Source organism: Yoonia sediminilitoris (assembly GCF_003058085.1).
GTDB classification, from domain to species: domain Bacteria; phylum Pseudomonadota; class Alphaproteobacteria; order Rhodobacterales; family Rhodobacteraceae; genus Yoonia; species Yoonia sediminilitoris.
In genome coordinates, this window is the sequence record NZ_QBUD01000001.1 from 266,443 (window position 1) to 287,758 (window position 21,316).

The following is a 21,316-nucleotide window of genomic DNA, read 5'->3' on the forward strand; positions in this document are numbered from 1 at the left end:
AAAAGTGTTTTGTTCTTGCAAGGGGACATCTGCTAGGCTGTTGTCAAAATAAAAAGACCGAGGCAGCAGATGAACAAACCAAACAGCGTGGGACGGGTCCAATGATCCGCATATTATGTTTGATGACAGCGCTAGCGGGGGCTGCGGGCCTGTCGCAGTTTCCTGAATTTTCGCAACAGTATATGCAACGGTTGGCCGGGCAGGTTGATGAACTGTCACGCGACCTCAAACAGCTGGACGCTATGGCGCTTGACCTGCGGATGGGGCGCGAAGAACGGCTTGAGCAGATGGAGAACACGCCGACATTTGCGGCAGATGCCGCCTTTTGGCGCGAAAAGATCGCCCGCCATGCCCGTTTGGGTGCGCATCTGGACAGCTTGCGCTCAGCAACGCCGATGGCACGGTTGACGATGCCACAGCGGTTTGCGGATACGGCGCTGCTGCAATCCGTCTGGGCCGACTTTACGCCCGCGTTTCCGCTCAGCCAGGCTGGCGCGATGTCCGGGGGGGTCGGATTCCTGACCGGCTGGGCGGGTGCATGGGCCGCTCTGGCCGCGGTTCTCGCGCTCATCAAGGCGCCTTTCCGCCGGTTGCGACGTCAGTCCGGGCAACGCGTAAAACGGGTTGATCCCGGCGAAAGGCGTGATCCTGTCTTGGAAAGGCCGTCGCCGATTGCACAACCTCATGATCGCAGACCCAGATTGGCTGGGGTGCAAAGATGACCAATGACATTCAAAGCCCAGTAAGATTGTGCGCCCGCGGCGCGTTTCTATCTAAAAGATGAGGGACGCTGTCCCTCAAACTCCCTGGGATGTTTCGGGCCATAAGAAATTGTGGAATTCCACAGGCTTCTTTTGGCCCGAAATATCCCGGGGGAGGCCCGAGAGGGCCGGGGGCTGGCCCCCAAACACCCAACATCAAGATGCGCTGGCGTCCCAACAGGCGCCCCGCTAAGAAGGCCCTATGAAGAGTACTGCACCTTTTGCCAAATTCGAGTGGATGATCGCGTGGCGATACATTCGCGCCAAACGCGCCGATGGGGGCGTTAGCGTCATGACCTGGATCAGCCTGATCGGCGTGACCCTCGCCGTTTTTGCCCTGATCGCCACATTGGCCGTCAGGTCGGGTTTTCGCGCTGAGTTCATTGATACCATTGTCGGGGCCAATGCGCATGTCTCGGTTGTGCAGCCTGGCAGTGTGATCACCGATTATGCTGCTATGGCTGACCGGATCATGACTGTCGAAGGGGTGCAAAGTGTGTCGCCACTCATCCGCGGGCAATCAATGGCGGAAGGGACAGGCCAGATCGCGCTTGCCGACATCTATGGCATCCGTCTTGACGACCTCAAGCAGTCTGACGCAATCGTACAAAGTGAGCGGACGATTGGCGATATTGAGGAATTGCCGAACGGGATCGCCCTTGGGTCCGCCCTTGCGCAAAGTTTGGGGCTTTCGATTGGCGATAAACTGATCATCACAACACGGTCCGGCACTGCCAGTCCGCTTGGCCGATCGGTCAGGCGCAATGCATATGATGTTGTTTTCATCTTTTCGACGGGACGTTACCAGATTGATCAGGTGCGCGCCTATCTGCCTTTTGCAGAGGCCCAGTCGATCTTCAACCGTGACGGCGTGGTCGACGAACTCGAGGTCAGGCTGGACGACATCAACCGTTCTGAAGAGTTGAAGCAGCCGATCGCGAATGCAGCAGGCAACGGTGTCTGGGCCTATAGCTGGCAAGATCGTGTGGGGCGCTTCCTGCGCGCCCTCACGATCGAGGACAATGTGATGTTCATCATCCTGTCGATCCTTGTGCTGGTCGCATCCATGAATATCATCAGCGGGCTGATCATGCTGGTCAAGAACAAGGGCCGGGATGTGGGCATATTGCGCACCATGGGCCTGACCGAAGGGTCGATCCTGCGGATATTCTTTATTTGTGGCGCCGGGATCGGCACGATTGGTACGTTTTTCGGAGTCGTTCTGGGCTGCTTGTTTGCGATTTATATCGATCAGATTTTCAGCCTCGTGAATTATGTCGCGGGCGGCGGTGTCTGGGACCCGTCGATCAGGGGTATTTACAATGTTCCTGCGCAATTGCACCTGTCTGACGTGATCAAGGCGATGTCTCTTTCGCTGGGTCTGTCGTGGATCATCACTATCTTTCCCGCGCGCCGCGCTGCGCGCATGAACCCGGTAGAGGCGTTGCGCTATGAGTAATCCAACTCTTGCAGTGTCGGACCTGACCAAGGGCTACAATCACGGCCTGCCAAATGAAGTAAATGTCCTGCAAGGGGTCACGCTGTCTGTGGAGCCGGGCGAAGTCGTTGCCCTTGTCGCCCCGTCGGGCGCCGGAAAATCCACCCTGCTGCATATTGCGGGTCTGTTGGACACCCCTGACAGTGGCCATGTCAGCATTGCTGGCACAGACATGACCCAACTGTCTGACCGCAAGCGCACCGCTGTGCGCCGCGAAACCGTGGGCTTTATCTATCAGTTCCATCATCTTTTGCCTGAATTTACCGCGCTCGAGAATATCGTGCTGCCGCAGTTAGCGAACGGGGTCTCGGACAAGGACGCACAAGCGCGCGCCATGGCCTTGCTGGACAAGGTTGGCATCGCCGCGCGTGGATCGCATCGTCCGGCCGCCTTGTCCGGGGGCGAACAGCAGCGCGTGGCCTTTTGCCGTGCGCTTGCCAACGAACCCAGCTTGCTTCTGGCGGATGAACCCACAGGCAATCTTGATCCCGAGACATCAGACAGAGTCTTTGAAGCGCTGCTTGATTTGGTGCGTGAAACCGGGTTGGCGGCTGTCATTGCCACCCATAATCTTGAATTAGCCGCCCGCATGGACCGTCAGGTGCGTTTGTCTGCCGGCGTATTGGAGCCGCTATGAAAGTCGCAACGACCCACATTGAACAACATGCCTTTGATGCGCTGACAGCCCATGGCGCGGCTGTGCCGCAGGCCCGTGCGGTTGCCAGGGCCGTTGCGCGGGCAGAGGCGTTGGGAAATGTGATCTGCGGGCTCTATTATCTGGAAAGCTATTGCACGCAGTTGCGCTCTGGCCGTGTCAAGGGCAGCGTGAAGCCCGTTGTCAGCCAGCCGCGGCCCGGCGCAGTGTTTTCGGACGCAAAATTCGGCTTTGCTCAATATGCCTTTGAAATGGCGCTACCTTTGGCTTTGACCACGGCCCGTGCGCAGGGCGTTGCCACTTTGTCTGTGGCCCATGCGCATACCTGCACATCGCTGGGCTATTTTACCGAACAGATCGCCGCCGCCGGGCTGATCGGTATCGGCTTTACCAACGCGTCACCCGTTGTGGCCCCGCCGGGCGGCAACAAGGCGGTGCTGGGCACCAACCCCATCGCGATGAGCGTCCCCGGTGCCGCAGGTGCAGAGTTGGCAATGCATTTTGATTTTTCGACTTCCGCTGTCGCCTTGGGTAAGATCACCATGGCCAAAGCAGCAGGTGAGCCGATCCCGTTGGGCTGGGCCGTTGATGCAGAGGGGGAGCCGACAACAGACCCCGAAAAGGCTCTGAAAGGCGCGCTGGTCAGCGCGGGTGGGTACAAAGGCTGGGGCTTTGGCCTGATGGCTGAACTGCTGGCTGCTGGAATGACCGGATCGGTCAATTCATTGGATGTATCTGGCCTGAAACTGCCCGATGGCGCACCGCATGGGTTGGGGCAATTCTATATCCTGATGGACCCAGGCACCTATCATGACGGCTTTGCAGATCGGTTCGCGCGTGTGGCCGACGCCGTAGCGGCACAAGAGGGCGCGCGTATTCCCGGTGCCGACAGGCAAGCGATGGATGTGGTGGATGTGCCCGATGCGCTTTGGGAACAGGTGCTCAGGCTTTCTGGGTCACAAACACACCCGCAGCCATAAGGGCAATGCCTGCGGCCCGCGTCAGTGTCAGCGATGATGTCTGCGCGCCGAACAGACCAAAGTGATCAATCGCTGCGGCAGAAATCAACTGGCCCAACAGCACAAAAAAGACCGCGTTGCCCACGCCCATTGTTGGCGCGATCCATGTGATCGATAGCAAATAGAATGCGACCAGCAAACCGGCAAGGAACTGGTATTTTGGTGCCGCCGCCAGTTTCATCACCGCCTGTGGATTGGTCAGCAAGGCCACCACGACTGCTGCTGCAAAGGCCACCACGAACAGAACTGATGCCGCCACGGCGGGCGACCCGATGGTGCGCCCCAATCCAGCGTTCAATGCCGCCAAAACGGGTATACCTATTCCGGCGCAAAGCATGATAAAAGCGTGTGAGGGCATGATGGGTCCTTTGTTCCTGTGCGCGGACAATAGTGCGGACATGATCCAGATCATAGCCGGTCGCGTGCTGATCGTGACAACAACAAAAAAAGAAGGAGGCAGATGATGCGCAGTTATTTCCTATTGGCAGCCCTAGCGGTGACAGCCTGTGTGCAGGAGCCCGTTGATGGGCGCACCGCTTATGAGGCCGATTGCGCGGTTTGCCATGGCGACAGTGGCAAGGGAGATGGCCCTGCGGCGCGGTCGCTGGACAAAGAGCCGCCTGATCTGACGCAAATCGCGGCGCGCAACGGCGGCATATTCCCAAGGACGCAGGTGATGAGCACGATTGACGGGCTCGACCGTGGTGCCCACTTCAGCACAGCGATGCCCGAGTTCGGCGCAGGCGACATGGGGGATACAATTGTTGTCGAGGAGGATGGGCTTGGCACTCCGGTGCCGATGCGCTTGCTGGTCCTGACGGATTATCTGGAAAGCATCCAGCAATAACATCGGGCTGACAATCGTGTGATTTGGATGGTTTGTTGATTGGGTGCCGGGAATTCTGCGGTAGGACTTTGGCACCCCGACCAAAGGATCAAACCATGCGCTTATTGCTCGCTTCTGCCCTCATCCTGTCAACTGCCGTGCCTGCGCTTGCGGGCCCTGTCAGTTTTTCCAATGGCTGGCAGGAACAACGCCTGTCGCTCTTCAGTTCGAACGACTACAGCTTTGGCAACAACCTGAGCATGGTATCCGACGGGTCGGTGTCCATTGCCTGGACGCGGGTTGGTCAGGCCGACTGGGGCACGCGTGGCGCAACCTGGAATTGGACGGTTGACCAATCTGTGCCGCCAACAAACCTTGGCCGCAAGGGCGGTGACGACCGCAATCTGTCACTTTATTTCGTCTTTGTGCCTGACGCCATCGCGCCAAGCCTGCAGGGGGCTAACATCCGCAGCCTGCTGGGCAACAAGGATGTGCGGATCATTCAGTATGCATGGGGCGGCAACCACAGCCGCGGGCAGGTCATCCCGTCGCCCTATGGCCCAAGAGGGCAGGGGGTCACCATTGCGCTGCGTCAGGCCGGCACCGGGTCGCACAATGAAAACGTCGATCTGGCAGCAGACTATGCCCGCGCATTCGGCAGCGCGCCGGGGGCACTTGTGGGGCTTGCGGTCTCTGGCGACAGCGACGACACCAGCAGCATAATCCGCGCGGCGATTGGCAACCTCACTCTGCGCTAAGTGCTGCGATATCGCGGGTGGGTATTTGGCCTGCAATTTCTAGAATCAGCTTGCGACGAACTGCTTCGACAAATGCGGGACCTTCGCGGGCGGGCAACACAAATGAATTGGGTCCACCGATGATGTTATCGGCATAGGCCTGTTCAAGGTCCTGCCCGATAAACCGCCCGTCGCGCAGGATCGGCAGCGCATTGATGGTGATATTGGCCGCGACAACTTCATCGCGGGCCGCCGTGATTGGCGGCCCATAGCTGTTGCCCATACTGTCGCCGGAAAAGTCGATGACCCGGCGCAGACCGGTGATATCATTTTCCTCAATCAACCGTTTGCCTTCCAGCAAGGCTGACCCAATCGCATTGCGCCCGTAGGCGACGCGGGGTGGGCCGATCAGCGCGTCGGCAAAGCCATTCGCGGTTTCCTGATTGGCAATGCGCGTCCAGCCGACAACCGTGGCCTGATTGCTGGCCCATTCCACGTAAGTCACAGCGATAGACCCGTAAAGCGTGTTCTCAATCGCGGCCACAACCGCCGGGTCGGTGATTGCTATGGCGTAGGACTGGCGCTGAAACGCCAGTTCATCGGCATCAATGGACCCCGACGCATCGGCCAGCAGGACAAGTTCCAGATCAGTATCAACCTCTTGGGCGGCAAGGGGCGATGCGAGAAAAAGGGCAAGAATGAAATGACGCATAGGAAGCCAGTTAGTGCCCAAACACAGGAAGGAAAGGTTTTACCAAAGCTGCGCATCTTGTCGGGGGCTTTACCGCCAAGCGCGGTACCGCCCTGCGGGGAATCACGCTAGAGCCTCGCAACCCCGCCCATATCGAGAGCAGGGTCGAATGCCAGCGGATCGTCACTCTGACCGTATTTGTAAAGAAAAAGCAGGGTTTAGAGCGAGCGGTCGATCGTCTCGCCCGCGCTGGTGATATCGCGCCCGACACCTTTGACAGTTTCGCAAGCACTAAGCCCAAGGACGGACAGAATAAGTAAGACGCGGAGCATGGTAGACCTCTGGTTTGTAATACGGTTGCCCAAGATTACCGCGTGCCTGCTCACGCCGCAAGCGCTTGAAACCTAGCGCAGAAATGCGGCGACCGCTGCTTCGAATTCGCGCGGCTTTTCGGCATGTATCCAATGGCCCGCGCCGGGGATCTTGGCGAATTTGGCGGCAGGAAACAGCGATTTGATCTGCTCCCTGTCCTCTGTTTTGACATAGTCGGAATTGCCGCCGGACAGGAACAGGGTCGGCCCTGTGAATGCACCACCCATGTCGGGAAAGCCGATGATCTTGTCCATCTCGGCGGCCAGTACATCAAGGTTCAGCCGCCAGCGCTTTTCCTTCATGTCAAGGCTTTGCAGCAAAAAGTCAGGCACGCCGGGGTCAAGCGGGCCAAGCTGGGCACGGGCATCTGTCCGATTGCCCACCGTTGCAAGGTCGACCTGACGCATCGCCGCAATCGGCCCCATTTGGCTATGGGCATAGGCAACGGGTGCAATATCCGCGATGATCAGCCTGTTCACCTTTTCAGGGTGGGTCAGCGCCAGCACCATCGCCGCCTTCCCGCCCATCGAATGGCCCAGCACATCCATCGGCGCATCGATCACCTGTGCCAGATCATCTGCCATGTCTTGGTAGGAGTGCGTGTCGTACCAAGGGCTGGCACCGTGGTTGCGCATATCGACCGCCACAACCGGGCGGGTTTGCGACAACCGCTGGGCAATCACCCCCCAATTGCGCGCCGACCCAAACAGCCCATGCGCGATCAACAGTGGTGTTCCGGCAGCGCCGTCATAAGAAACCGTGTTCAACATGCATCTGTTCTAACCCTTTCCACCGGGCCAATGCCAGAGGGATTGAGCCGCGCGAAAAAGCCGACTAGGCGAGCGCCCATGGCCCGGACCCTCACCACTGTTGTTGCCGAAATCCGCACGCTGCTTGAAGTCAAGCTGCGGGTGAAAGGGCGTGACCTGCGCACGCAGGTGCGCCGTGCGGGCCGACGTCTGCCGCGCAAGGTGCGGCGCGACCTGAAGTTTCTGATCGAAACCGAGAAGATCGCGGCAAACCCGAAGCTGGGCCGGATGGTCAATGACGCAAAAGTCGCCAAAGCGCATGCCAGCGTGGTCGGCTACCTCGAAGCGATCAACCCGCGCGAGGCGATGTGGAACCTGATCCTGAACATCACGGCATCGATTGCACTGGCGCTGATCGTGGTGTTCGTTGTGGTGCTCTATTTGCTGGTGCAGCGCGGCCTGATCTGAGGGGGGCACGCACCACAAGCGTCACCGTGGCGAAAGCCACAAAAAGCAACAGGTACCATGACCCCATCTTGGCAAAGCTGACCAGTTCCAAAGGGTTTTGCCCGTTATAGACCCAAGTGCCCGTCAGCGTCCCGATATTTTCGGCGATCCACAAAAACAGACTGCACAGCAAAGCTGCAAGCGGCAGTGGCATCCAGTACCAGCGTGCACCGATCTGAAACCAGATGCGTGTGCGGATGTAGAATGCGATTGTCATTGCAAACAGAACATAGCGCGTATCCCAGATGAAGTGATGCGCAAAGAAATTCACATAAACCGCGATGGCCAGTCCAAAATGCAACCAAAGCGGCGGAAAAGGCGCGAATTGCATGTTAAATATCCGGATCACCCGCGCCATGTAGCTGCCGACAGCTGCATACATGAAGCCAGAGAAAAGCGGCACCTCATAGATTTTCAGGAGGCCCGCTTCAGGGTAGGACCATGACCCCGCGCTGACTTTGAAAAGTTCCATCGCGGTGCCTGTCAGGTGGAACAGCAGGATGACGCGCGCCTCCGCCCACGTTTCCAGACCAAAGCGCAGAAAAACAATCTGCAAACCCACCGCAAACATGACCAGCGCATCATAGCGCGCGAGTGGCCAGTCGCTTTGCCATATGAAACGGGTGCCGATGATGGCCAGCAACAGGCTCCCGCCGAACAGACAGGCCCAGCCTTGTTTGAGCGTGAACATGACAATTTCGGCAATGGCAGGATGCAATTTGCCCCGCATCCATGCGCCGAGGTGTTTTTCAGTGTCGCGTGTCTTTTCCATGTGGGTAGGAATAGAAGCAGCGGCCCAGCTCTTTTGAGGATTGCTTATGCAGATTTCGCGCAGTTGGCGACGGTCTGCCGTGCGGGACGTAGCAGACGTTCGGCATCACCTTGCCAAGGTCCGCTTTTGCCCTGCGCCGTCTGTCCTACCTCTTTTCAAAGCAGTAGCGCAGCGAGGTAGGCGGCATAAGCAAGAACGAATAGGCCGCCTTCACGCCGAGAGATTGTCCAGCCACTTCGGGCGAAGGCGACGAGCAAGAGTGTGGTCACACACAAAACCCAAATATCGAATTGGGCAATCTCGCTTGGGATTACCAAGGGTTGGACAATGACGGTAATGCCGAGGATGCCCAGAATATTGAAAATGTTGCTGCCCAGGACGTTGCCTATTGCGACGGAGCCTTCGCCCTTGCGCACCGCAATAATGGAGGTCACTAGTTCAGGCATCGATGTTCCGATTGCTACGATTGTTAGACCGATCACAGCTTCCGAAAGTCCCGCCGCTTGCGCAATGGAGACTGCGCCGGACACCAAGAACCGCGCGCCTAAGATGGTAATCACCAAGCCCCCAATTGCCATTAATAAGGAAACACCGAAAGTTGTTTCCGGGCCAGGTACGGCCTCAGCTTCACTCTCGTAGACAGTCGCTGCTGGCGTTCCTCCTGACCGCTTCTCAGACCAGAGTGTGAAGCCTAGATAGGCTGCTAAGGCGAACACAAAGCCCGCGCCGACCAACCGACCAACTTCGCCAAGAAGAACAGCACCCAGACAAAGCAGCGTTGTAAATACAACGACGGTTCCGTCCCGCCGAAACGCTTTCGGGTCAATTGCAATAGGTGCAATAAGAGCGGCAATGCCAAGGATCAGCAGCACGTTGCCAATATTGCTGCCGACGACGTTTCCAACTGCGATTCCAGAAGACCCAGAGAGCGCGGCTTGCAAGCTTGTTACCAATTCCGGCGACGAGGTGCCAAAACCCACCAGTGTTAGACCGATGACCATTGGAGAGATGCCAAATGACTTGGCTGCCGAAACCGCGCCACGTACCAGAAGTTCACCGCCGAGGATCAGACCAATGAGGCCGAAAATGACTAAAATTATCGAATTCATTTTGGGAACGGTTTTTCTACCAAGTTGCAGTGCACAAATGGGGATCAGAAGTTGTTCCGCAAGAGCCTAAGCAGACCTTCGTTCAAAGTGCAGCATTCAGGGCTCATGGCAGACGTTAGTTCAAGGTCTCAAGCGGGTTGAAACCTTTGGCGTCAGAGGTGCGGGCCAGCCGAAGCCAGCCCGCGACAGGCCTAGAGTCCCGGATAGATCGGGAATTGGTCGCACATGGCTTCGACTTCGGCCCTTACTTTGGCCTCGACCGCATCGTTTCCATCGGCCCCGTTTGCCGCAAGCCCTTCGGTTACTTCTACGATCCAGTCGCCGATCTGGCGGAATTCGGCCTCTGTGAAACCGCGTGTCGTGCCTGCGGGCGACCCCAGCCGGACACCGGACGTGACCATCGGCTTTTCAGGATCGAACGGAATGCCGTTCTTGTTGCATGTGATATGAGCGCGGCCCAGAGATACTTCGGTCGCGTTGCCCTTCACACCCTTGGGGCGCAAATCAACCAGCATCAGGTGGGTGTCTGTGCCACCGGACACGATATCAAGCCCACCCTTCATTAACTGATCGGCCAGTGCTTGCGCGTTTTTGACGACCTGCTCTTGATAACCCTTGAATTCCGGGCGCAGCGCCTCGCCAAATGCCACGGCCTTGCCCGCAATCACATGCATCAATGGCCCGCCCTGTATGCCGGGGAAGATGGCAGAGTTGAACTTCTTGGCCATCGCTTCGTCATTGGTCAGGATCATGCCGCCGCGTGGGCCGCGCAATGTCTTGTGCGTCGTCGTGGTGGCCGCGTGGGCATGAGGGAAGGGTGAGGGGTATATACCCGTCGCCACCAGCCCCGCGAAATGGGCCATATCCACCAGAAGGTAGGCCCCAACCGTGTCCGCAATTTCGCGCATCTTGGCGAAATCAATAATGCGGGGAATGGCGGAGCCGCCCGCGATGATCATCTTGGGCTTATGTTCAGCGGTCAGGCGGGCCACTTCGTCGTAATCCAGCAGGCTGTCCTGACGGCGCACGCCATATTGCACAGCATTGAACCATTTGCCCGACTGGTTGGGTTTGGCCCCGTGGGTCAGGTGGCCGCCCGCATCAAGCGACATGCCAAGGATGGTGTCACCGGGCTGCAGAAGCGCCTGAAACACCCCCTGATTGGCCTGCGAGCCGGAATTGGGCTGCACGTTGGCAAATTCACAGCCGAACAGTTCCTTGGCGCGATCAATCGCTAGATTTTCTGCGATATCAACATATTGGCAACCACCGTAATAGCGGCGTCCGGGATAGCCTTCGGCATATTTGTTGGTCATTACGCTGCCTTGGGCTTCCATGACAGCAGCCGAGACAATGTTTTCCGATGCAATCAGTTCAATTTCTTTTCGCTGGCGGCCCAGTTCGGCCTGTACGGCGCTGTGGATTTCAGGATCGCGGGTCGCGAGAGTTTCAGTGAAAAAGCCGTCGTCGCGGACTGTAACATTCATGGGCATGTTCCCCTTCGTGGTGCCAAAAGCTGTTGTCTTGCGTCCTCTTACCCCAGTGTAGGCCGCTTCAAAAGTGGCAAACAGTCCTCGTTCGTGACGAACGCGACATGCGGGTTTGTGATCGGCATCTTGCTTTTCGCGTCTGTTCCGCCCACAACCTATCGGAACATAAGGATAATTAGCGAAATGCCCCGACAAAAGATCGCTTTTGCCGCAAGTCCCGTGCCAAGTGCACAGTCTGCACTGGAACAGCTGACAAAGACCTATGGCAATGTGCCCGCCGCCGAGGCTGACGTGATCGTGGCGCTGGGTGGCGATGGCTTCATGTTGCAGACCCTGCATGCGACACAAGCGCTTGATGTGCCCGTCTATGGGATGAACCGGGGCACAGTCGGATTTCTGATGAACGAATATGGGGTTGAAGACCTGCGTGAACGTCTGGATGCGGCCGAAGAAGAAGTCATCAATCCGCTGATGATGACGGCGCTGACGGTAGATGGCCAGATGCACGAAGCCCTTGCCATCAACGAAGTCAGCCTGCTGCGCGCAGGGCCACAGGCCGCCAAGCTGCGGATCACCGTGGATGGCAAGTTGCGGATGCCCGAACTTGTTTGTGACGGGGCGCTGGTGGCGACGCCTGCGGGCTCTACTGCCTACAACTATTCTGCGCACGGCCCGATATTGCCGATCGGGTCGGGAGTTCTCGCGCTCACGGCGATGTCCGCCTTTCGTCCGCGCCGTTGGCGGGGGGCGTTGTTGCCCCAGCGCGCAGTGGTGCGTTTTGACGTCATTGACCCTGCCAAACGGCCAGTCATGGCAGATGCGGACGCAAAATCGGTCCGCAACGTCGTCAGCGTTGAAATCCGCTCTGAACCAAGCATCGCGCACCGCATTCTGTTTGACCCCGGCCATGGGCTTGAAGAACGACTGATCAGAGAACAGTTCGTCTGAGCACCTGACTATAGCTCGCATGTCGCCAAACATTTCTGTCGAGCAATTGATCCAAGGCGATTTGGCCGCTTTATTGACGCGCTACGGCATGGTGACCGGGCGGCTGGAGATTCTCAAGCGCGCCGGCCGCCAGAGCGGACAGGGCTACCTTTTCGGTTGCTCAAACGGCTTGAGCGATATTCCTGCGGAGGAAGGCGGTCGAGAGAGACGGTTTGAATCCAGATGATCCGCCTGTGGCGATGTCTATCCCGCCGCATACCCCAATGGTTTGAGTGCTTGCCTGATCTCGTCCAGAATGGCGGGGTCATCAATCGTTGCTGGCATCTTGAAGTCCGCCCCATCCGCGATTTTTACCATCGTCGCACGCAAGATCTTGCCTGACCGTGTCTTGGGCAGGCGGTCCACGACGGCGACCAACTTAAAGGCGGCAACAGGCCCGATTGTATCCCGCACGGATTTGATGACTTCTGCCACGATCTCTTCGTGCGGTCGGTCGCAGCCCTTGTTCAGGCAGATAAACCCCATGGGCAACTGGCCTTTCAGTGCGTCGGTCACGCCGATGACCGCACATTCGCCAACGTCCGGATGCCCGGCAAGTACCTCTTCCATGGCGCCGGTTGACAGACGGTGCCCGGCCACGTTGATCACATCGTCGGTGCGCGCCATGATGTACAGATAGCCGTCCTCGTCGATCATCCCCGCGTCTCCGGTTTCATAGTAGCCGGGATAAGTCGTCAGATAACTTTTCACAAAGCGGTCCTCTGCATTCCACAGGGTGGGCAGTGTGCCGGGGGGCAGGGGGAGCTTGACGGCGATTGCCCCCAATTCGCCCGGTTGCATCTGGTTGCCCCCTTCATCAAGGATTTGGACGTCATAGCCGGGCATCGCTACGGTGGGTGATCCGATCTTGACGGGCAATGCCTCGATTCCGGCGGGGTTGCCTGCGATGGTGTAGCCGGTTTCGGTCTGCCACCAGTGGTCATAGACCGGCACGTTCATCACCCGTTGCGCCCATTCGATTGTGTCGGGGTCCGCCCGTTCGCCCGCAAGAAATAGCGCGCGCAGGCAGGAAATGTCATAGTCCTTGATCATGGCACCGGTCGGGTCTTCGCGTTTGATCGCACGAAAGGCGGTGGGCGCGGTAAAGAACGAACGCACCTGATATTCCTCAATCACCCGCCAGAAGGTCCCTGCGTCGGGTGTGCCGATGGGTTTGCCTTCGAACACGACCGTTGTGTTGCCGTGGATCAGAGGCGCGTAGCAGATATAGCTGTGGCCCACGACCCAGCCCACATCGGATGCGGCCCAGAAAACATCGCCGGGGTCCACGTTGTAGATCGCCTTCATCGTCCAGTTGAGAGCCACCAAATGGCCTGCGGTTGGGCGCACCACGCCTTTGGGCGCGCCGGTCGTGCCGGATGTATACAGGATATAGGCCGGATGGTCCCCCGCAACGGGGACGCAATCCGCAGGTGTGACCCCCTCCTGCGCTGCGTGCCAGTCATGGTCGCGCCCGTCGATCAGATCACAAGGGTGCTGTTCACGTTGCAGAATGATGGTGAAGTCGGGTTTGTGGCTGGCCTGTTCGATTGCACCATCAATCAATGGTTTGTAGGCGACAATGCGCCCCGGCTCTAACCCGCAGGAGGCGGCAATGATCGCCTTTGGCGTCGCATCGTCGATGCGCACGGCCAGTTCGTTTGCTGCAAAGCCGCCGAATACGACTGAATGGATCGCCCCCAGCCGCGCACAGGCCAGCATCGCGACCAGCGCCTCTGTCACCATGGGCATATAGATGATGACGCGGTCGCCTTTGGTGATCCCCTTGTCACGCAGCGCGCCTGCAAGGCTGGCCACCTGATCCTGCAATTCGGCATAGGTTGTCTTGGATTTCGTGCCGGTGATCGGGCTGTCATAGATGATCGCCACCTGATCGCCGCGCCCGGCCGCAACATGGCGGTCAACAGCGTTGTAGCAAGTGTTGACCTGCGCGTCGGCGAACCAGTGATACAGCGGGGCTTTGCTGTCGTCCAAAGCGCGCGTCGGCGGGGAGAACCAGTCAATCGCTTTTGCTTGTTCCATCCAAAACCCTTCCGGGTCGTTCTGCCAAGATGCGTAGACATCTGCGTAAGCCATGGTGATCCTCCCAATGCAATTAACGCAGTGTTAGCCATCCAGATTTGGCACCGCAAGAGAGCGTAGCGGCAAGACATAGGAAGCTGTCAATTTATTGACTGACTGACGGGGTGCGGCGGCCCTAGCCGTAATGTGCGACCGGGGTTCCGGCGAGCGCGGACATGTTCAGCAAACCGCGCGCGGTGATCGACGGGGTCACGATATGGCAACGGTTGCCCATGCCCATCAGGATCGGCCCGACCTCAAGCCCGCCGCCCTTCATCTTCAGGATATTGCGGACGCCCGATGCGGCATCTGTGTTGGCAAACACAAGCGTATTGGCCGCCCCCTTCAGGTGCGCGCCGGGGAACACCCTTGCACGCAATTCGACATCAAGGGCAGTATCCACGTTCATCTCGCCCTCGTAAGCGAAGTCGCGTGGTGCGCTGTCAAGAATGGCCATCGCCGCGCGCATCCGGTCGCCCGTGTCGCAGGCCAGATTGCCAAACTGGCTATGGGTGCAAAGCGCGATTGTCGGCGTGATCCCAAAGCGGCGGACATGGCGCGCGGCGCCAATCACTGTCTCTGCGATCTGTTCGGGTGTGGGTTCGGTATGCACCTGCGTATCGGCGATAAAAAGCGGCCCGTCCTCGAGGATCATAAGCGACAGTGCAGCAACAGGATGCAATTTGTCGGTGCCAAGAATCTGGGTCACATAGTTCAGGTGCCAGCGGAACTGGCCAAAGGTGCCGCAGATCAGGCTGTCTGCCTCGCCACGGTGAACCATGACAGCCCCGATGGCCGTGGTGTTGGTGCGCATGATGGCCTTGGCCAGATCAGGCGTGACACCGCGCCGCGCCATCAGGTCATGGTAGGTGCCCCAATAGTCGCGGTAGCGCGGGTCGTTTTCGGGGTTCACGACGTTGAAATCCTTGCCGGGCCTGATCTTGAGGCCGGCACGCTCGCAGCGGAGTTCCAGCACCTCCGGACGGCCGATCAAGATCGGCTTGTCGGTCGTTTCCTCCATCATTGCCTGTGCTGCGCGCAAGACGCGTTCGTCCTCGCCTTCGGCAAACACGATGCTGCGTTCGGCGGTACGGGCAGCGTCAAAAACAGGGCGCATGATGAGTGACGACTTGAATACAGAGGCATCAAGGTTGGCCTTGTAGGCCTCCATATCGGCAATCGGGCGGGTCGCCACGCCTGTTTCCATCGCTGCGTTGGCAACGGCGCTGGCAACAACGCCCATCAGGCGGGGGTCAAATGGTTTGGGAATCAGATAGTCCGCCCCGAACGTCAGCTTTTCACCGGTATAGGCGGCGGCGGCCTCTGCACTGGTTGTGGCGCGGGCAAGTGCTGCGATCCCTTCGATGCAGGCGATTTTCATTTCATCATTTATGTCTGTGGCACCGACGTCGAGCGCCCCGCGAAAGATGAATGGAAAGCACAGGACATTGTTGACCTGATTTGGAAAGTCGCTGCGGCCTGTGGCAATGATTGCATCAGCAGTCACGGCGCGCGCAGCGTCCGGATCGATTTCCGGATTTGGGTTGGCAAGCGCAAAAATGATCGGGCGATCTGCCATTTTGGCCACCATCTGTGGCTTCAGAACGCCCGGACCTGACAGCCCCAGAAACAGATCGGCCCCCGCTATCACCTCATCCAATGTCGCGGGCGTGGTCCCTTGGGCATAGGCCGCCTTTTGCGGGGTCATGTCCTTTTCGCGGCCGTTGTAAACAAGCCCCTCGATGTCGCACAGCCACACGTTTTCACGCTTCACTCCAAGTTTGAGCAGCATGTTCAGACAGGCGATGCCAGCCGCCCCCCCGCCCGTGCTGACGATCTTGATATCTGCGAATTTCTTTCCCGCCACATGCAGGGCATTGGTGGCAGCTGCACCCACAACAATCGCCGTGCCGTGCTGGTCATCATGGAACACGGGTATGTTCATCCGCTCGCGGCAGATTTTTTCAATGATAAAGCAGTCTGGCGCCTTGATGTCTTCCAGATTGATCGCGCCAAAGGTCGGTTCAAGTGCGCAAACGATATTGGCAAGCTTTTCGGGGTCCGGTTCGTTCAATTCGATATCAAAACAGTCGATGTTGGCAAACTTCTTGAACAGGACGGCCTTGCCTTCCATCACGGGTTTGGAGGCCAGCCCACCGATGTTGCCAAGCCCCAGAACGGCGGTGCCATTTGTCACCACGCCGACCAGATTGCCGCGTGATGTGTAATCGCGGGCGGTGTCGGGTTCGGCTTTGATTTCAAGACAGGCTTCGGCCACGCCGGGGGAATAGGCGCGGGCCAGATCGCGGCCATTGGCCAGCGGTTTGGTGGCCCGTATTTCAAGTTTTCCTGGGCGCGGATACTTGTGATAATGCAGGGCCGCTTCGCGAAGGCTGTCGTTTTCGTTATCTGGCATGGATTTTCCCGCGTATTGTTTAGTGTTAAACTAAATCTCAACCTGTCAAGTTTCGATGACTGTAGACCATGATTTAAGAGGCGATGTAAACAGTGCTTGCTATTGCAAACAGGCGCGCGGCACCGCACTCTGGTCCCGTTAACAAAACCGGAAATGACATGACGCTTCTTGATACAGCCCGCACGGTGCGTGAAAATGCCTATGCGCCCTACTCGAACTTCAAAGTTGGCGCGGCCTTGAAAGCCGCATCTGGCAAAGTCTATGCCGGGTGCAACGTGGAAAATGTGGCCTATCCCGAAGGGACCTGTGCCGAAGCGGGGGCCATTGCTGCCATGGTGGCTGGCGGGGATACGGAAATTGCGGAATTGTTTGTGATAGCGGACAGCCCCAAACCCGTGAGCCCCTGTGGCGGATGCCGCCAGAAGATTGCCGAATTTGCCAAGGGTGACGTCATTGTTACGCTTGCCACAACCGATGGAACCACGCTGCAAACAACGGTTGCCGCTCTTTTGCCCGGCAGTTTTGATGCCGACTACATGAGCAAGGTCTGAATTGGACGCCCGTGCCATCATTGCCAAGCTGCGCGGGCGTGAAACCCCAAGCCCGGAGGAACTTGCCTGGTTTGCGCATGGTCTGGCCACGGGCGAGGTAAGCGACGCGCAGGCGGGGGCCTTTGCGATGGCAATCTGCCTGAAGGGGCTGTCCGATGAGGGCCGCATTGCACTGACCACGGGGATGCGTGACAGCGGCGATGTGTTGACTTGGAACTTGCCGGGGCCGGTGCTGGACAAACATTCCACTGGCGGCGTCGGCGATTGTGTATCGCTTATCCTTGCGCCCGCGTTGGCCGCCTGTGGCGTTTATGTGCCGATGATCTCTGGCCGCGGGTTGGGGCATACCGGGGGCACTTTGGACAAGCTCGAAGCGATTCCCGGCCTGTCTGTGGATGTGAGCGAGGACCGCTTGCACCAGATTGTGGGTCAGATCGGTTGCGCAATCGTCAGCGCGACGGGCAGGATCGCCCCGGCGGACAAGCGTCTATACGCCATCCGCGATGTGACTGCGACGGTCGAGAGTGTGGATTTGATCACCGCCTCGATCCTGTCCAAAAAGCTTGCAGCGGGGCTGGAAGGGCTTGTGCTGGATGTCAAAGTTGGCAGCGGCGCATTCATGAAGACTGCCGAGGATGCCCGCACTTTGGCGCGCGCTTTGGTGGATGTGGCGAATGGAGCAGGTTGCCAGACCGCGGCCTTGATCACTGACATGAATGAACCTTTGGCGCCTGCGTTGGGCAACGCAATTGAAGTCGCGATCTGCATGGAGGTATTGTCCGGCAATCGCGCGGCAGCGCCCCGGCTGCATGATCTGACGATCGATTTGGGGGCCACGCTTCTGGCAGCACAAGGCGAACCGGTTGAAGCCGCCCGCAAACGCTTGACACAGGCCATTACGTCGGGCGAGGCGATGCAGCGATTTGCCGCCATGATTGCGGCCCTCGGCGGCCCGCCTGACATGGCAGAGGACTGGCATACCCATTTGCCACGCGCGCCCGTGGTGGGTGATGTGACCGCTCCCGTTGCAGGCCATGTCAGCGCAATCGACGGGCAGGCGCTGGGCCTTGCTGTCGTCGGGCTTGGCGGAGGCCGTCAGGTGGAAACCGACCGGATTGATCCCAGCGTCGGGCTGACGGATGTGGTGCGCCTTGGTCAGGCGGTCGCAAAAGGTGACGCGCTGTGCACCTTGCACGCAAGCAGCGAAGAAGGCGCAGAGCAGGCTGCGCAGGCCATTCGCGCTGCCATAACAATTGGCGAACCGGCAACGCCCGGACCGATGATCGTGGAAAGGATCACCTGATGCCCCGCGCCTTTGTGATCGTGATTGACAGTGTCGGCATTGGCGGTGCGCCGGATGCAGACCAATATTTCAACGGCACCTTGCCTGATACGGGGGCCAATACGGTTGCGCATATTGCCCAAACCGCGGGCCTTTGTGTGCCAACGCTGGATGCCATGGGGCTTGGGGCTGCGGTGCAATTGGCCAGCGCAGAGACCGCAAAGGGGTTGGACACCACTCCAACCGGTGCATGGGGTGCGGCGACGGAAAAATCGCGTGGCAAAGACACCCCGTCAGGCCATTGGGAACTCGCCGGGGTGCCGGTACCGTGGGAATGGCATACGTTTCCTGATACGCAACCGGCCTTCCCTGACGACCTGACCGCAGAGATTTGTGCGGCGGCGGGCACCGATGGCATATTGGGCAACTGCCATGCCTCAGGCACGGTGATCATCGAAGAACTTGGCGACGCGCATGTGCAGTCAGGCTGGCCGATTTGCTACACGTCCGTGGATTCTGTCCTGCAGATCGCCGCCCACGAAGACCACTTTGGCTTGCAGCGTCTCTATGACCTGTGCGCCGCCATCGCACCCACCCTGCACGGCATGAAAGTCGGGCGGGTCATTGCGCGGCCTTTTGTGGGATCGTCAGGCAATTACACCCGCACAGCCAATCGCAAGGATTTCGCGATTGCGACCCCGGCGCCAACCATCTGCAACTACGTCGCACAGGCAGGCCGCAAGGTCTATGCGGTTGGAAAGATAGGGGATATTTTCTCAATGAGCGGGATCAGTGACCTGCGCAAAGGGCGTGACGCGGAGCTGATGGGCCATCTCGATGATCTGGTGTCCGAGGCGGATGACGGATCTTTTATCTTTGCCAATCTGGTCGAGTTTGACAGCGAATACGGGCACCGGCGTGACCCTGCAGGCTATGCTGCCCACCTGCAATGGTTTGATGCGGCATTGGCGGAACTGCTGCCGAAATTGCGCACCAATGATCTCTTGATCGTCACGGCTGATCATGGCAATGACCCGACATGGCCGGGCACTGACCACACCCGCGAAAGGGTGCCGGTTCTGGTACATGGGGCCGGTGCGCGCCCTTTGGGGTTGTTGGATTTCAGTGATGTGGGTGCCTCTGTCGCGGCACATCTGAAAATCCCCTATCAGGGCGAAGGGAAAAGCTTTCTATGACGTTCAAATCCACCCCCAAGGTTGAATTGCACACCCATCTGGAAGGCTGCGCACCACCTGCCTTCATCAAGGGGTTGGCGGCTGAAAAGAAGATCGACATCAGCAAGATTTTCACAGCTGACGGTGGCTATGCATTCCGCAATTTTGACCATTTCCTGCAAGTCTACGAGGCAGCCTGCACCACCCTGCAATCGCCCGATGATTTCCGGCGGCTCGTGAGCGCCGTGCTGGATGAAACCGCCGCTCATGGCGTTGTCTATATGGAAACATTCGTATCGCCCGACTTTTGCGGCGGCGGTGATCTGGATGCATGGCATGAGTATCTGGCAGCCATGAAAGAGGCTGCAGATGAGGCAGAAGCCAAGTTGGGGATTACCCTGCGCGGCATCGTCACCGGTATCCGGCATTTCGGTCCGGACGCCTGCAAGCCCGCCGCCAGATGTGCGGCGGAAACCATGGGTGAATTCATCGTCGGATACGGCATGGCGGGCGGTGAAATGGTCGGACGGCCCGCTGACTATGCCTATAGCTTTGACATGGCCCGCGAAGCCGGGCTGCCGCTGACCTGCCATGCAGGCGAATGGGGCGGGGCGTCTATGGTCGCCGAGACACTGACACATCTGAAGGTGTCCCGCATTGGCCACGGGATTGGTGCTGCATCCGACCCCGCGCTGGTGGAAAAGCTCGCCGAGGAAGAAATCGTGCTAGAGGTCTGTCCCGGCTCGAACGTGAACCTCGAGGCCGTGTCTGGCTGGGCTGCCCACCCGATTGTGAAACTACGCGACGCTGGTGTCCCGGTCACCGTCTCGACCGACGACCCGCCGTTTTTTCACACAACGATGACCGAAGAATATGATATGTTGCACAAGACCTTTGGTTGGGCCGAAGATGACTTTGCTGCCATCAATGCCACAGCTTTGAAAGCCGCCTTTTGTGATGACACTACCCGCGAAAAGATCGCAAAAAAACTGGAGACCGCATGACCGAGCACGTCAACCACGTTCAGCACCCGCTGGTGCAACATAAGCTGACGCTGATGCGGCAGAAGGATACGTCGACCGCTGTATTCCGGCAATTGCTGCGCGAAATCAGCCAGTTGCTGGCTTACGAAGTGACACGCGACCTGCCGATGACGACAAAGCGGATTGAAACACCGCTCGAAGCGATGGATGCGCCTGTGCTGGCGGGCAAAAAGCTTGCGCTTGTGTCGATTCTGCGGGCGGGAAACGGGCTGCTCGACGGTGTGCTGGAATTGATCCCGTCCGCGCGGGTGGGCTTTGTGGGCCTCTACCGTGACGAAGAAACGCTTCAACCCGTGCAGTATTATTACAAAGTCCCGACAGAATTGGCCGACCGGCTGGTGATCGCGGTTGATCCCATGTTGGCGACGGGCAACTCATCCGTGGCCGCCGTTGACCTGCTCAAGAAATCAGGTGCAACAAACATCCGCTTTTTGTGCCTGCTGGCGTCACCCGAAGGGATTGCGCGCATGAAAGAAGCGCATCCGGATGTGCAAATCGTAACCGCCGCAATTGACAGTCACCTGAACGAACATGGCTATATCGTACCGGGCCTTGGTGATGCGGGCGACCGGATGTTCGGCACCAAATAGGTAA

General features: G+C 58.5%; 22 protein-coding genes and 1 pseudogene. 14 read left to right on the forward strand and 9 right to left on the reverse strand.

The window, feature by feature from the left end; all coding sequences use genetic code 11:
* The first annotated feature begins 101 nt into the window (after positions 1–101).
* From C8N45_RS01345 to C8N45_RS01360, 4 genes are all read left to right on the forward strand, one after another.
* Entirely contained in the window at positions 102–722 is a 621-nt protein-coding gene (locus C8N45_RS01345) for a DUF2937 family protein (protein WP_108384424.1), read from the forward strand.
* A 241-nt stretch (positions 723–963) separates the two neighbouring features.
* Positions 964–2,220 carry an ABC transporter permease gene (locus C8N45_RS01350; RefSeq protein WP_108384425.1) on the forward strand — a complete coding sequence of 419 codons (1,257 nt, stop codon included), beginning with the start codon at positions 964–966 and terminating at the stop codon, positions 2,218–2,220.
* Positions 2,213–2,896 carry an ABC transporter ATP-binding protein gene (locus tag C8N45_RS01355; protein WP_108384426.1) on the forward strand — a complete coding sequence of 228 codons (684 nt, stop codon included), beginning with the start codon at positions 2,213–2,215 and terminating at the stop codon, positions 2,894–2,896. Before C8N45_RS01350 ends, C8N45_RS01355 begins: the two co-directional genes overlap by 8 nt.
* A complete protein-coding gene (locus tag C8N45_RS01360) occupies positions 2,893–3,894 on the forward strand; it encodes an Ldh family oxidoreductase (protein WP_108384427.1) in 1,002 nt (333 codons plus the stop codon). Before C8N45_RS01355 ends, C8N45_RS01360 begins: the two co-directional genes overlap by 4 nt.
* Here the strand turns inward: C8N45_RS01360 and C8N45_RS01365 are convergent.
* A complete protein-coding gene (locus C8N45_RS01365) occupies positions 3,857–4,291 on the reverse strand; it encodes a DMT family transporter (RefSeq protein WP_108385086.1) in 435 nt (144 codons plus the stop codon). The two genes, C8N45_RS01360 and C8N45_RS01365, sit on opposite strands and share 38 nt — an antisense overlap.
* A 105-nt stretch (positions 4,292–4,396) precedes the next feature.
* On the opposite strand from C8N45_RS01365, the gene C8N45_RS01370 reads away from it, so the two are divergent.
* Positions 4,397–4,780, forward strand: a complete 384-nt coding sequence (locus C8N45_RS01370) for a c-type cytochrome (protein WP_108385087.1) — start codon at positions 4,397–4,399, stop codon at positions 4,778–4,780.
* A 95-nt stretch (positions 4,781–4,875) separates the two neighbouring features.
* Positions 4,876–5,517 carry a DUF3047 domain-containing protein gene (locus C8N45_RS01375; protein WP_108384428.1) on the forward strand — a complete coding sequence of 214 codons (642 nt, stop codon included), beginning with the start codon at positions 4,876–4,878 and terminating at the stop codon, positions 5,515–5,517.
* On the opposite strand, the gene C8N45_RS01380 is transcribed toward C8N45_RS01375, so the two are convergent.
* The gene (locus C8N45_RS01380) at positions 5,504–6,208 is read right to left on the reverse strand and encodes a DUF1194 domain-containing protein (protein ID WP_108384429.1); all 705 of its coding nucleotides are present in this window, start codon (positions 6,206–6,208) and stop codon (positions 5,504–5,506) included. The two genes, C8N45_RS01375 and C8N45_RS01380, sit on opposite strands and share 14 nt — an antisense overlap.
* Positions 6,209–6,273: 65 nt before the next feature.
* On the opposite strand from C8N45_RS01380, the pseudogene C8N45_RS23500 reads away from it, so the two are divergent.
* Positions 6,274–6,399: pseudogene (locus C8N45_RS23500) on the forward strand (PhnA domain-containing protein); the annotation flags it as partial.
* Positions 6,400–6,405: 6 nt separating this feature from the next.
* Here C8N45_RS23500 and C8N45_RS23505 read toward each other — a convergent pair.
* Both C8N45_RS23505 and C8N45_RS01390 read right to left on the reverse strand, forming a co-directional pair.
* Positions 6,406–6,519, reverse strand: coding sequence for an entericidin A/B family lipoprotein (locus C8N45_RS23505; RefSeq protein ID WP_245882512.1), 114 nt, complete (start codon positions 6,517–6,519; stop codon positions 6,406–6,408).
* A gap of 72 nt (positions 6,520–6,591) precedes the next feature.
* Positions 6,592–7,329, reverse strand: coding sequence for an alpha/beta fold hydrolase (locus C8N45_RS01390; protein WP_108384430.1), 738 nt, complete (start codon positions 7,327–7,329; stop codon positions 6,592–6,594).
* 78 nt (positions 7,330–7,407) lie between these two features.
* Between C8N45_RS01390 and C8N45_RS01395 the strand changes: the two genes are divergently transcribed.
* Positions 7,408–7,776, forward strand: coding sequence for a hypothetical protein (locus tag C8N45_RS01395; protein ID WP_108384431.1), 369 nt, complete (start codon positions 7,408–7,410; stop codon positions 7,774–7,776).
* Here C8N45_RS01395 and C8N45_RS01400 read toward each other — a convergent pair.
* From C8N45_RS01400 to glyA, 3 genes are all read right to left on the reverse strand, one after another.
* Positions 7,697–8,587, reverse strand: a complete 891-nt coding sequence (locus C8N45_RS01400; RefSeq protein WP_245882513.1) for a DUF817 domain-containing protein — start codon at positions 8,585–8,587, stop codon at positions 7,697–7,699. The genes C8N45_RS01395 and C8N45_RS01400 overlap by 80 nt on opposite strands.
* A gap of 155 nt (positions 8,588–8,742) precedes the next feature.
* On the reverse strand, positions 8,743–9,696 hold the full coding sequence (locus C8N45_RS01405; RefSeq protein ID WP_108384432.1) for a calcium/sodium antiporter: 954 nt from the start codon (positions 9,694–9,696) through the stop codon (positions 8,743–8,745).
* Positions 9,697–9,887: 191 nt separating this feature from the next.
* Positions 9,888–11,183: a serine hydroxymethyltransferase gene (gene glyA / locus C8N45_RS01410; RefSeq protein WP_108384433.1), complete on the reverse strand. Its 1,296-nt coding sequence runs from the start codon at positions 11,181–11,183 to the stop codon at positions 9,888–9,890.
* 186 nt (positions 11,184–11,369) lie between these two features.
* Here glyA and C8N45_RS01415 point away from each other — a divergent pair, with 186 nt between their 5' ends.
* Positions 11,370–12,134 carry an NAD kinase gene (locus C8N45_RS01415; protein ID WP_108384434.1) on the forward strand — a complete coding sequence of 255 codons (765 nt, stop codon included), beginning with the start codon at positions 11,370–11,372 and terminating at the stop codon, positions 12,132–12,134.
* 243 nt (positions 12,135–12,377) lie between these two features.
* Here C8N45_RS01415 and C8N45_RS01425 read toward each other — a convergent pair whose 3' ends face one another.
* Together C8N45_RS01425 and C8N45_RS01430 are read right to left on the reverse strand one after the other, a co-directional pair.
* Positions 12,378–14,270, reverse strand: coding sequence for a propionyl-CoA synthetase (locus C8N45_RS01425; RefSeq protein ID WP_108384436.1), 1,893 nt, complete (start codon positions 14,268–14,270; stop codon positions 12,378–12,380).
* Positions 14,271–14,391: 121 nt separating this feature from the next.
* Positions 14,392–16,671 carry an NADP-dependent malic enzyme gene (locus C8N45_RS01430; RefSeq protein WP_108384437.1) on the reverse strand — a complete coding sequence of 760 codons (2,280 nt, stop codon included), beginning with the start codon at positions 16,669–16,671 and terminating at the stop codon, positions 14,392–14,394.
* Between the two features lie 101 nt (positions 16,672–16,772).
* Here C8N45_RS01430 and C8N45_RS01435 point away from each other — a divergent pair, with 101 nt between their 5' ends.
* From C8N45_RS01435 to upp, 5 genes are read left to right on the forward strand one after another with little or no spacing between them, the layout of a single operon-like run.
* Positions 16,773–17,222 (forward strand): cytidine deaminase, encoded by a 450-nt coding sequence (locus C8N45_RS01435; RefSeq protein ID WP_258793116.1) that lies wholly within the window; start codon positions 16,773–16,775, stop codon positions 17,220–17,222.
* 1 nt (position 17,223) lies between these two features.
* Complete coding sequence (locus C8N45_RS01440; protein ID WP_108384439.1) at positions 17,224–18,525, forward strand: thymidine phosphorylase; 1,302 nt, start codon at positions 17,224–17,226, stop codon at positions 18,523–18,525.
* Positions 18,525–19,700 (forward strand): phosphopentomutase, encoded by a 1,176-nt coding sequence (locus tag C8N45_RS01445; RefSeq protein WP_108384440.1) that lies wholly within the window; start codon positions 18,525–18,527, stop codon positions 19,698–19,700. The genes C8N45_RS01440 and C8N45_RS01445 overlap by 1 nt, the downstream gene beginning before the upstream one ends.
* On the forward strand, positions 19,697–20,683 hold the full coding sequence (locus tag C8N45_RS01450) for an adenosine deaminase (RefSeq protein ID WP_108384441.1): 987 nt from the start codon (positions 19,697–19,699) through the stop codon (positions 20,681–20,683). The genes C8N45_RS01445 and C8N45_RS01450 overlap by 4 nt, the downstream gene beginning before the upstream one ends.
* Complete coding sequence (gene upp / locus C8N45_RS01455) at positions 20,680–21,312, forward strand: uracil phosphoribosyltransferase (RefSeq protein ID WP_108384442.1); 633 nt, start codon at positions 20,680–20,682, stop codon at positions 21,310–21,312. The genes C8N45_RS01450 and upp overlap by 4 nt, the downstream gene beginning before the upstream one ends.
* The last annotated feature ends 4 nt before the right edge of the window (positions 21,313–21,316 follow it).

Bases quoted from the DNA above. Each gene is read 5' to 3' on its own strand.
- C8N45_RS01345 (WP_108384424.1), top strand. From the start codon at position 102: ATGATCCGCATATTATGTTTGATGACAGCGCTAGCGGGGGCTGCGGGC.
- C8N45_RS01350 (WP_108384425.1), top strand. From the start codon at position 964: ATGAAGAGTACTGCACCTTTTGCCAAATTCGAGTGGATGATCGCGTGG.
- C8N45_RS01355 (WP_108384426.1), top strand. From the start codon at position 2,213: ATGAGTAATCCAACTCTTGCAGTGTCGGACCTGACCAAGGGCTACAAT.
- C8N45_RS01360 (WP_108384427.1), top strand. From the start codon at position 2,893: ATGAAAGTCGCAACGACCCACATTGAACAACATGCCTTTGATGCGCTG.
- C8N45_RS01365 (WP_108385086.1), bottom strand. From the start codon at position 4,291: ATGCCCTCACACGCTTTTATCATGCTTTGCGCCGGAATAGGTATACCC.
- C8N45_RS01370 (WP_108385087.1), top strand. From the start codon at position 4,397: ATGCGCAGTTATTTCCTATTGGCAGCCCTAGCGGTGACAGCCTGTGTG.
- C8N45_RS01375 (WP_108384428.1), top strand. From the start codon at position 4,876: ATGCGCTTATTGCTCGCTTCTGCCCTCATCCTGTCAACTGCCGTGCCT.
- C8N45_RS01380 (WP_108384429.1), bottom strand. From the start codon at position 6,208: ATGCGTCATTTCATTCTTGCCCTTTTTCTCGCATCGCCCCTTGCCGCC.
- C8N45_RS23505 (WP_245882512.1), bottom strand. From the start codon at position 6,519: ATGCTCCGCGTCTTACTTATTCTGTCCGTCCTTGGGCTTAGTGCTTGC.
- C8N45_RS01390 (WP_108384430.1), bottom strand. From the start codon at position 7,329: ATGTTGAACACGGTTTCTTATGACGGCGCTGCCGGAACACCACTGTTG.
- C8N45_RS01395 (WP_108384431.1), top strand. From the start codon at position 7,408: ATGGCCCGGACCCTCACCACTGTTGTTGCCGAAATCCGCACGCTGCTT.
- C8N45_RS01400 (WP_245882513.1), bottom strand. From the start codon at position 8,587: ATGGAAAAGACACGCGACACTGAAAAACACCTCGGCGCATGGATGCGG.
- C8N45_RS01405 (WP_108384432.1), bottom strand. From the start codon at position 9,696: ATGAATTCGATAATTTTAGTCATTTTCGGCCTCATTGGTCTGATCCTC.
- glyA (WP_108384433.1), bottom strand. From the start codon at position 11,183: ATGAATGTTACAGTCCGCGACGACGGCTTTTTCACTGAAACTCTCGCG.
- C8N45_RS01415 (WP_108384434.1), top strand. From the start codon at position 11,370: ATGCCCCGACAAAAGATCGCTTTTGCCGCAAGTCCCGTGCCAAGTGCA.
- C8N45_RS01425 (WP_108384436.1), bottom strand. From the start codon at position 14,270: ATGGCTTACGCAGATGTCTACGCATCTTGGCAGAACGACCCGGAAGGG.
- C8N45_RS01430 (WP_108384437.1), bottom strand. From the start codon at position 16,671: ATGCCAGATAACGAAAACGACAGCCTTCGCGAAGCGGCCCTGCATTAT.
- C8N45_RS01445 (WP_108384440.1), top strand. From the start codon at position 18,525: ATGCCCCGCGCCTTTGTGATCGTGATTGACAGTGTCGGCATTGGCGGT.
- C8N45_RS01450 (WP_108384441.1), top strand. From the start codon at position 19,697: ATGACGTTCAAATCCACCCCCAAGGTTGAATTGCACACCCATCTGGAA.
- upp (WP_108384442.1), top strand. From the start codon at position 20,680: ATGACCGAGCACGTCAACCACGTTCAGCACCCGCTGGTGCAACATAAG.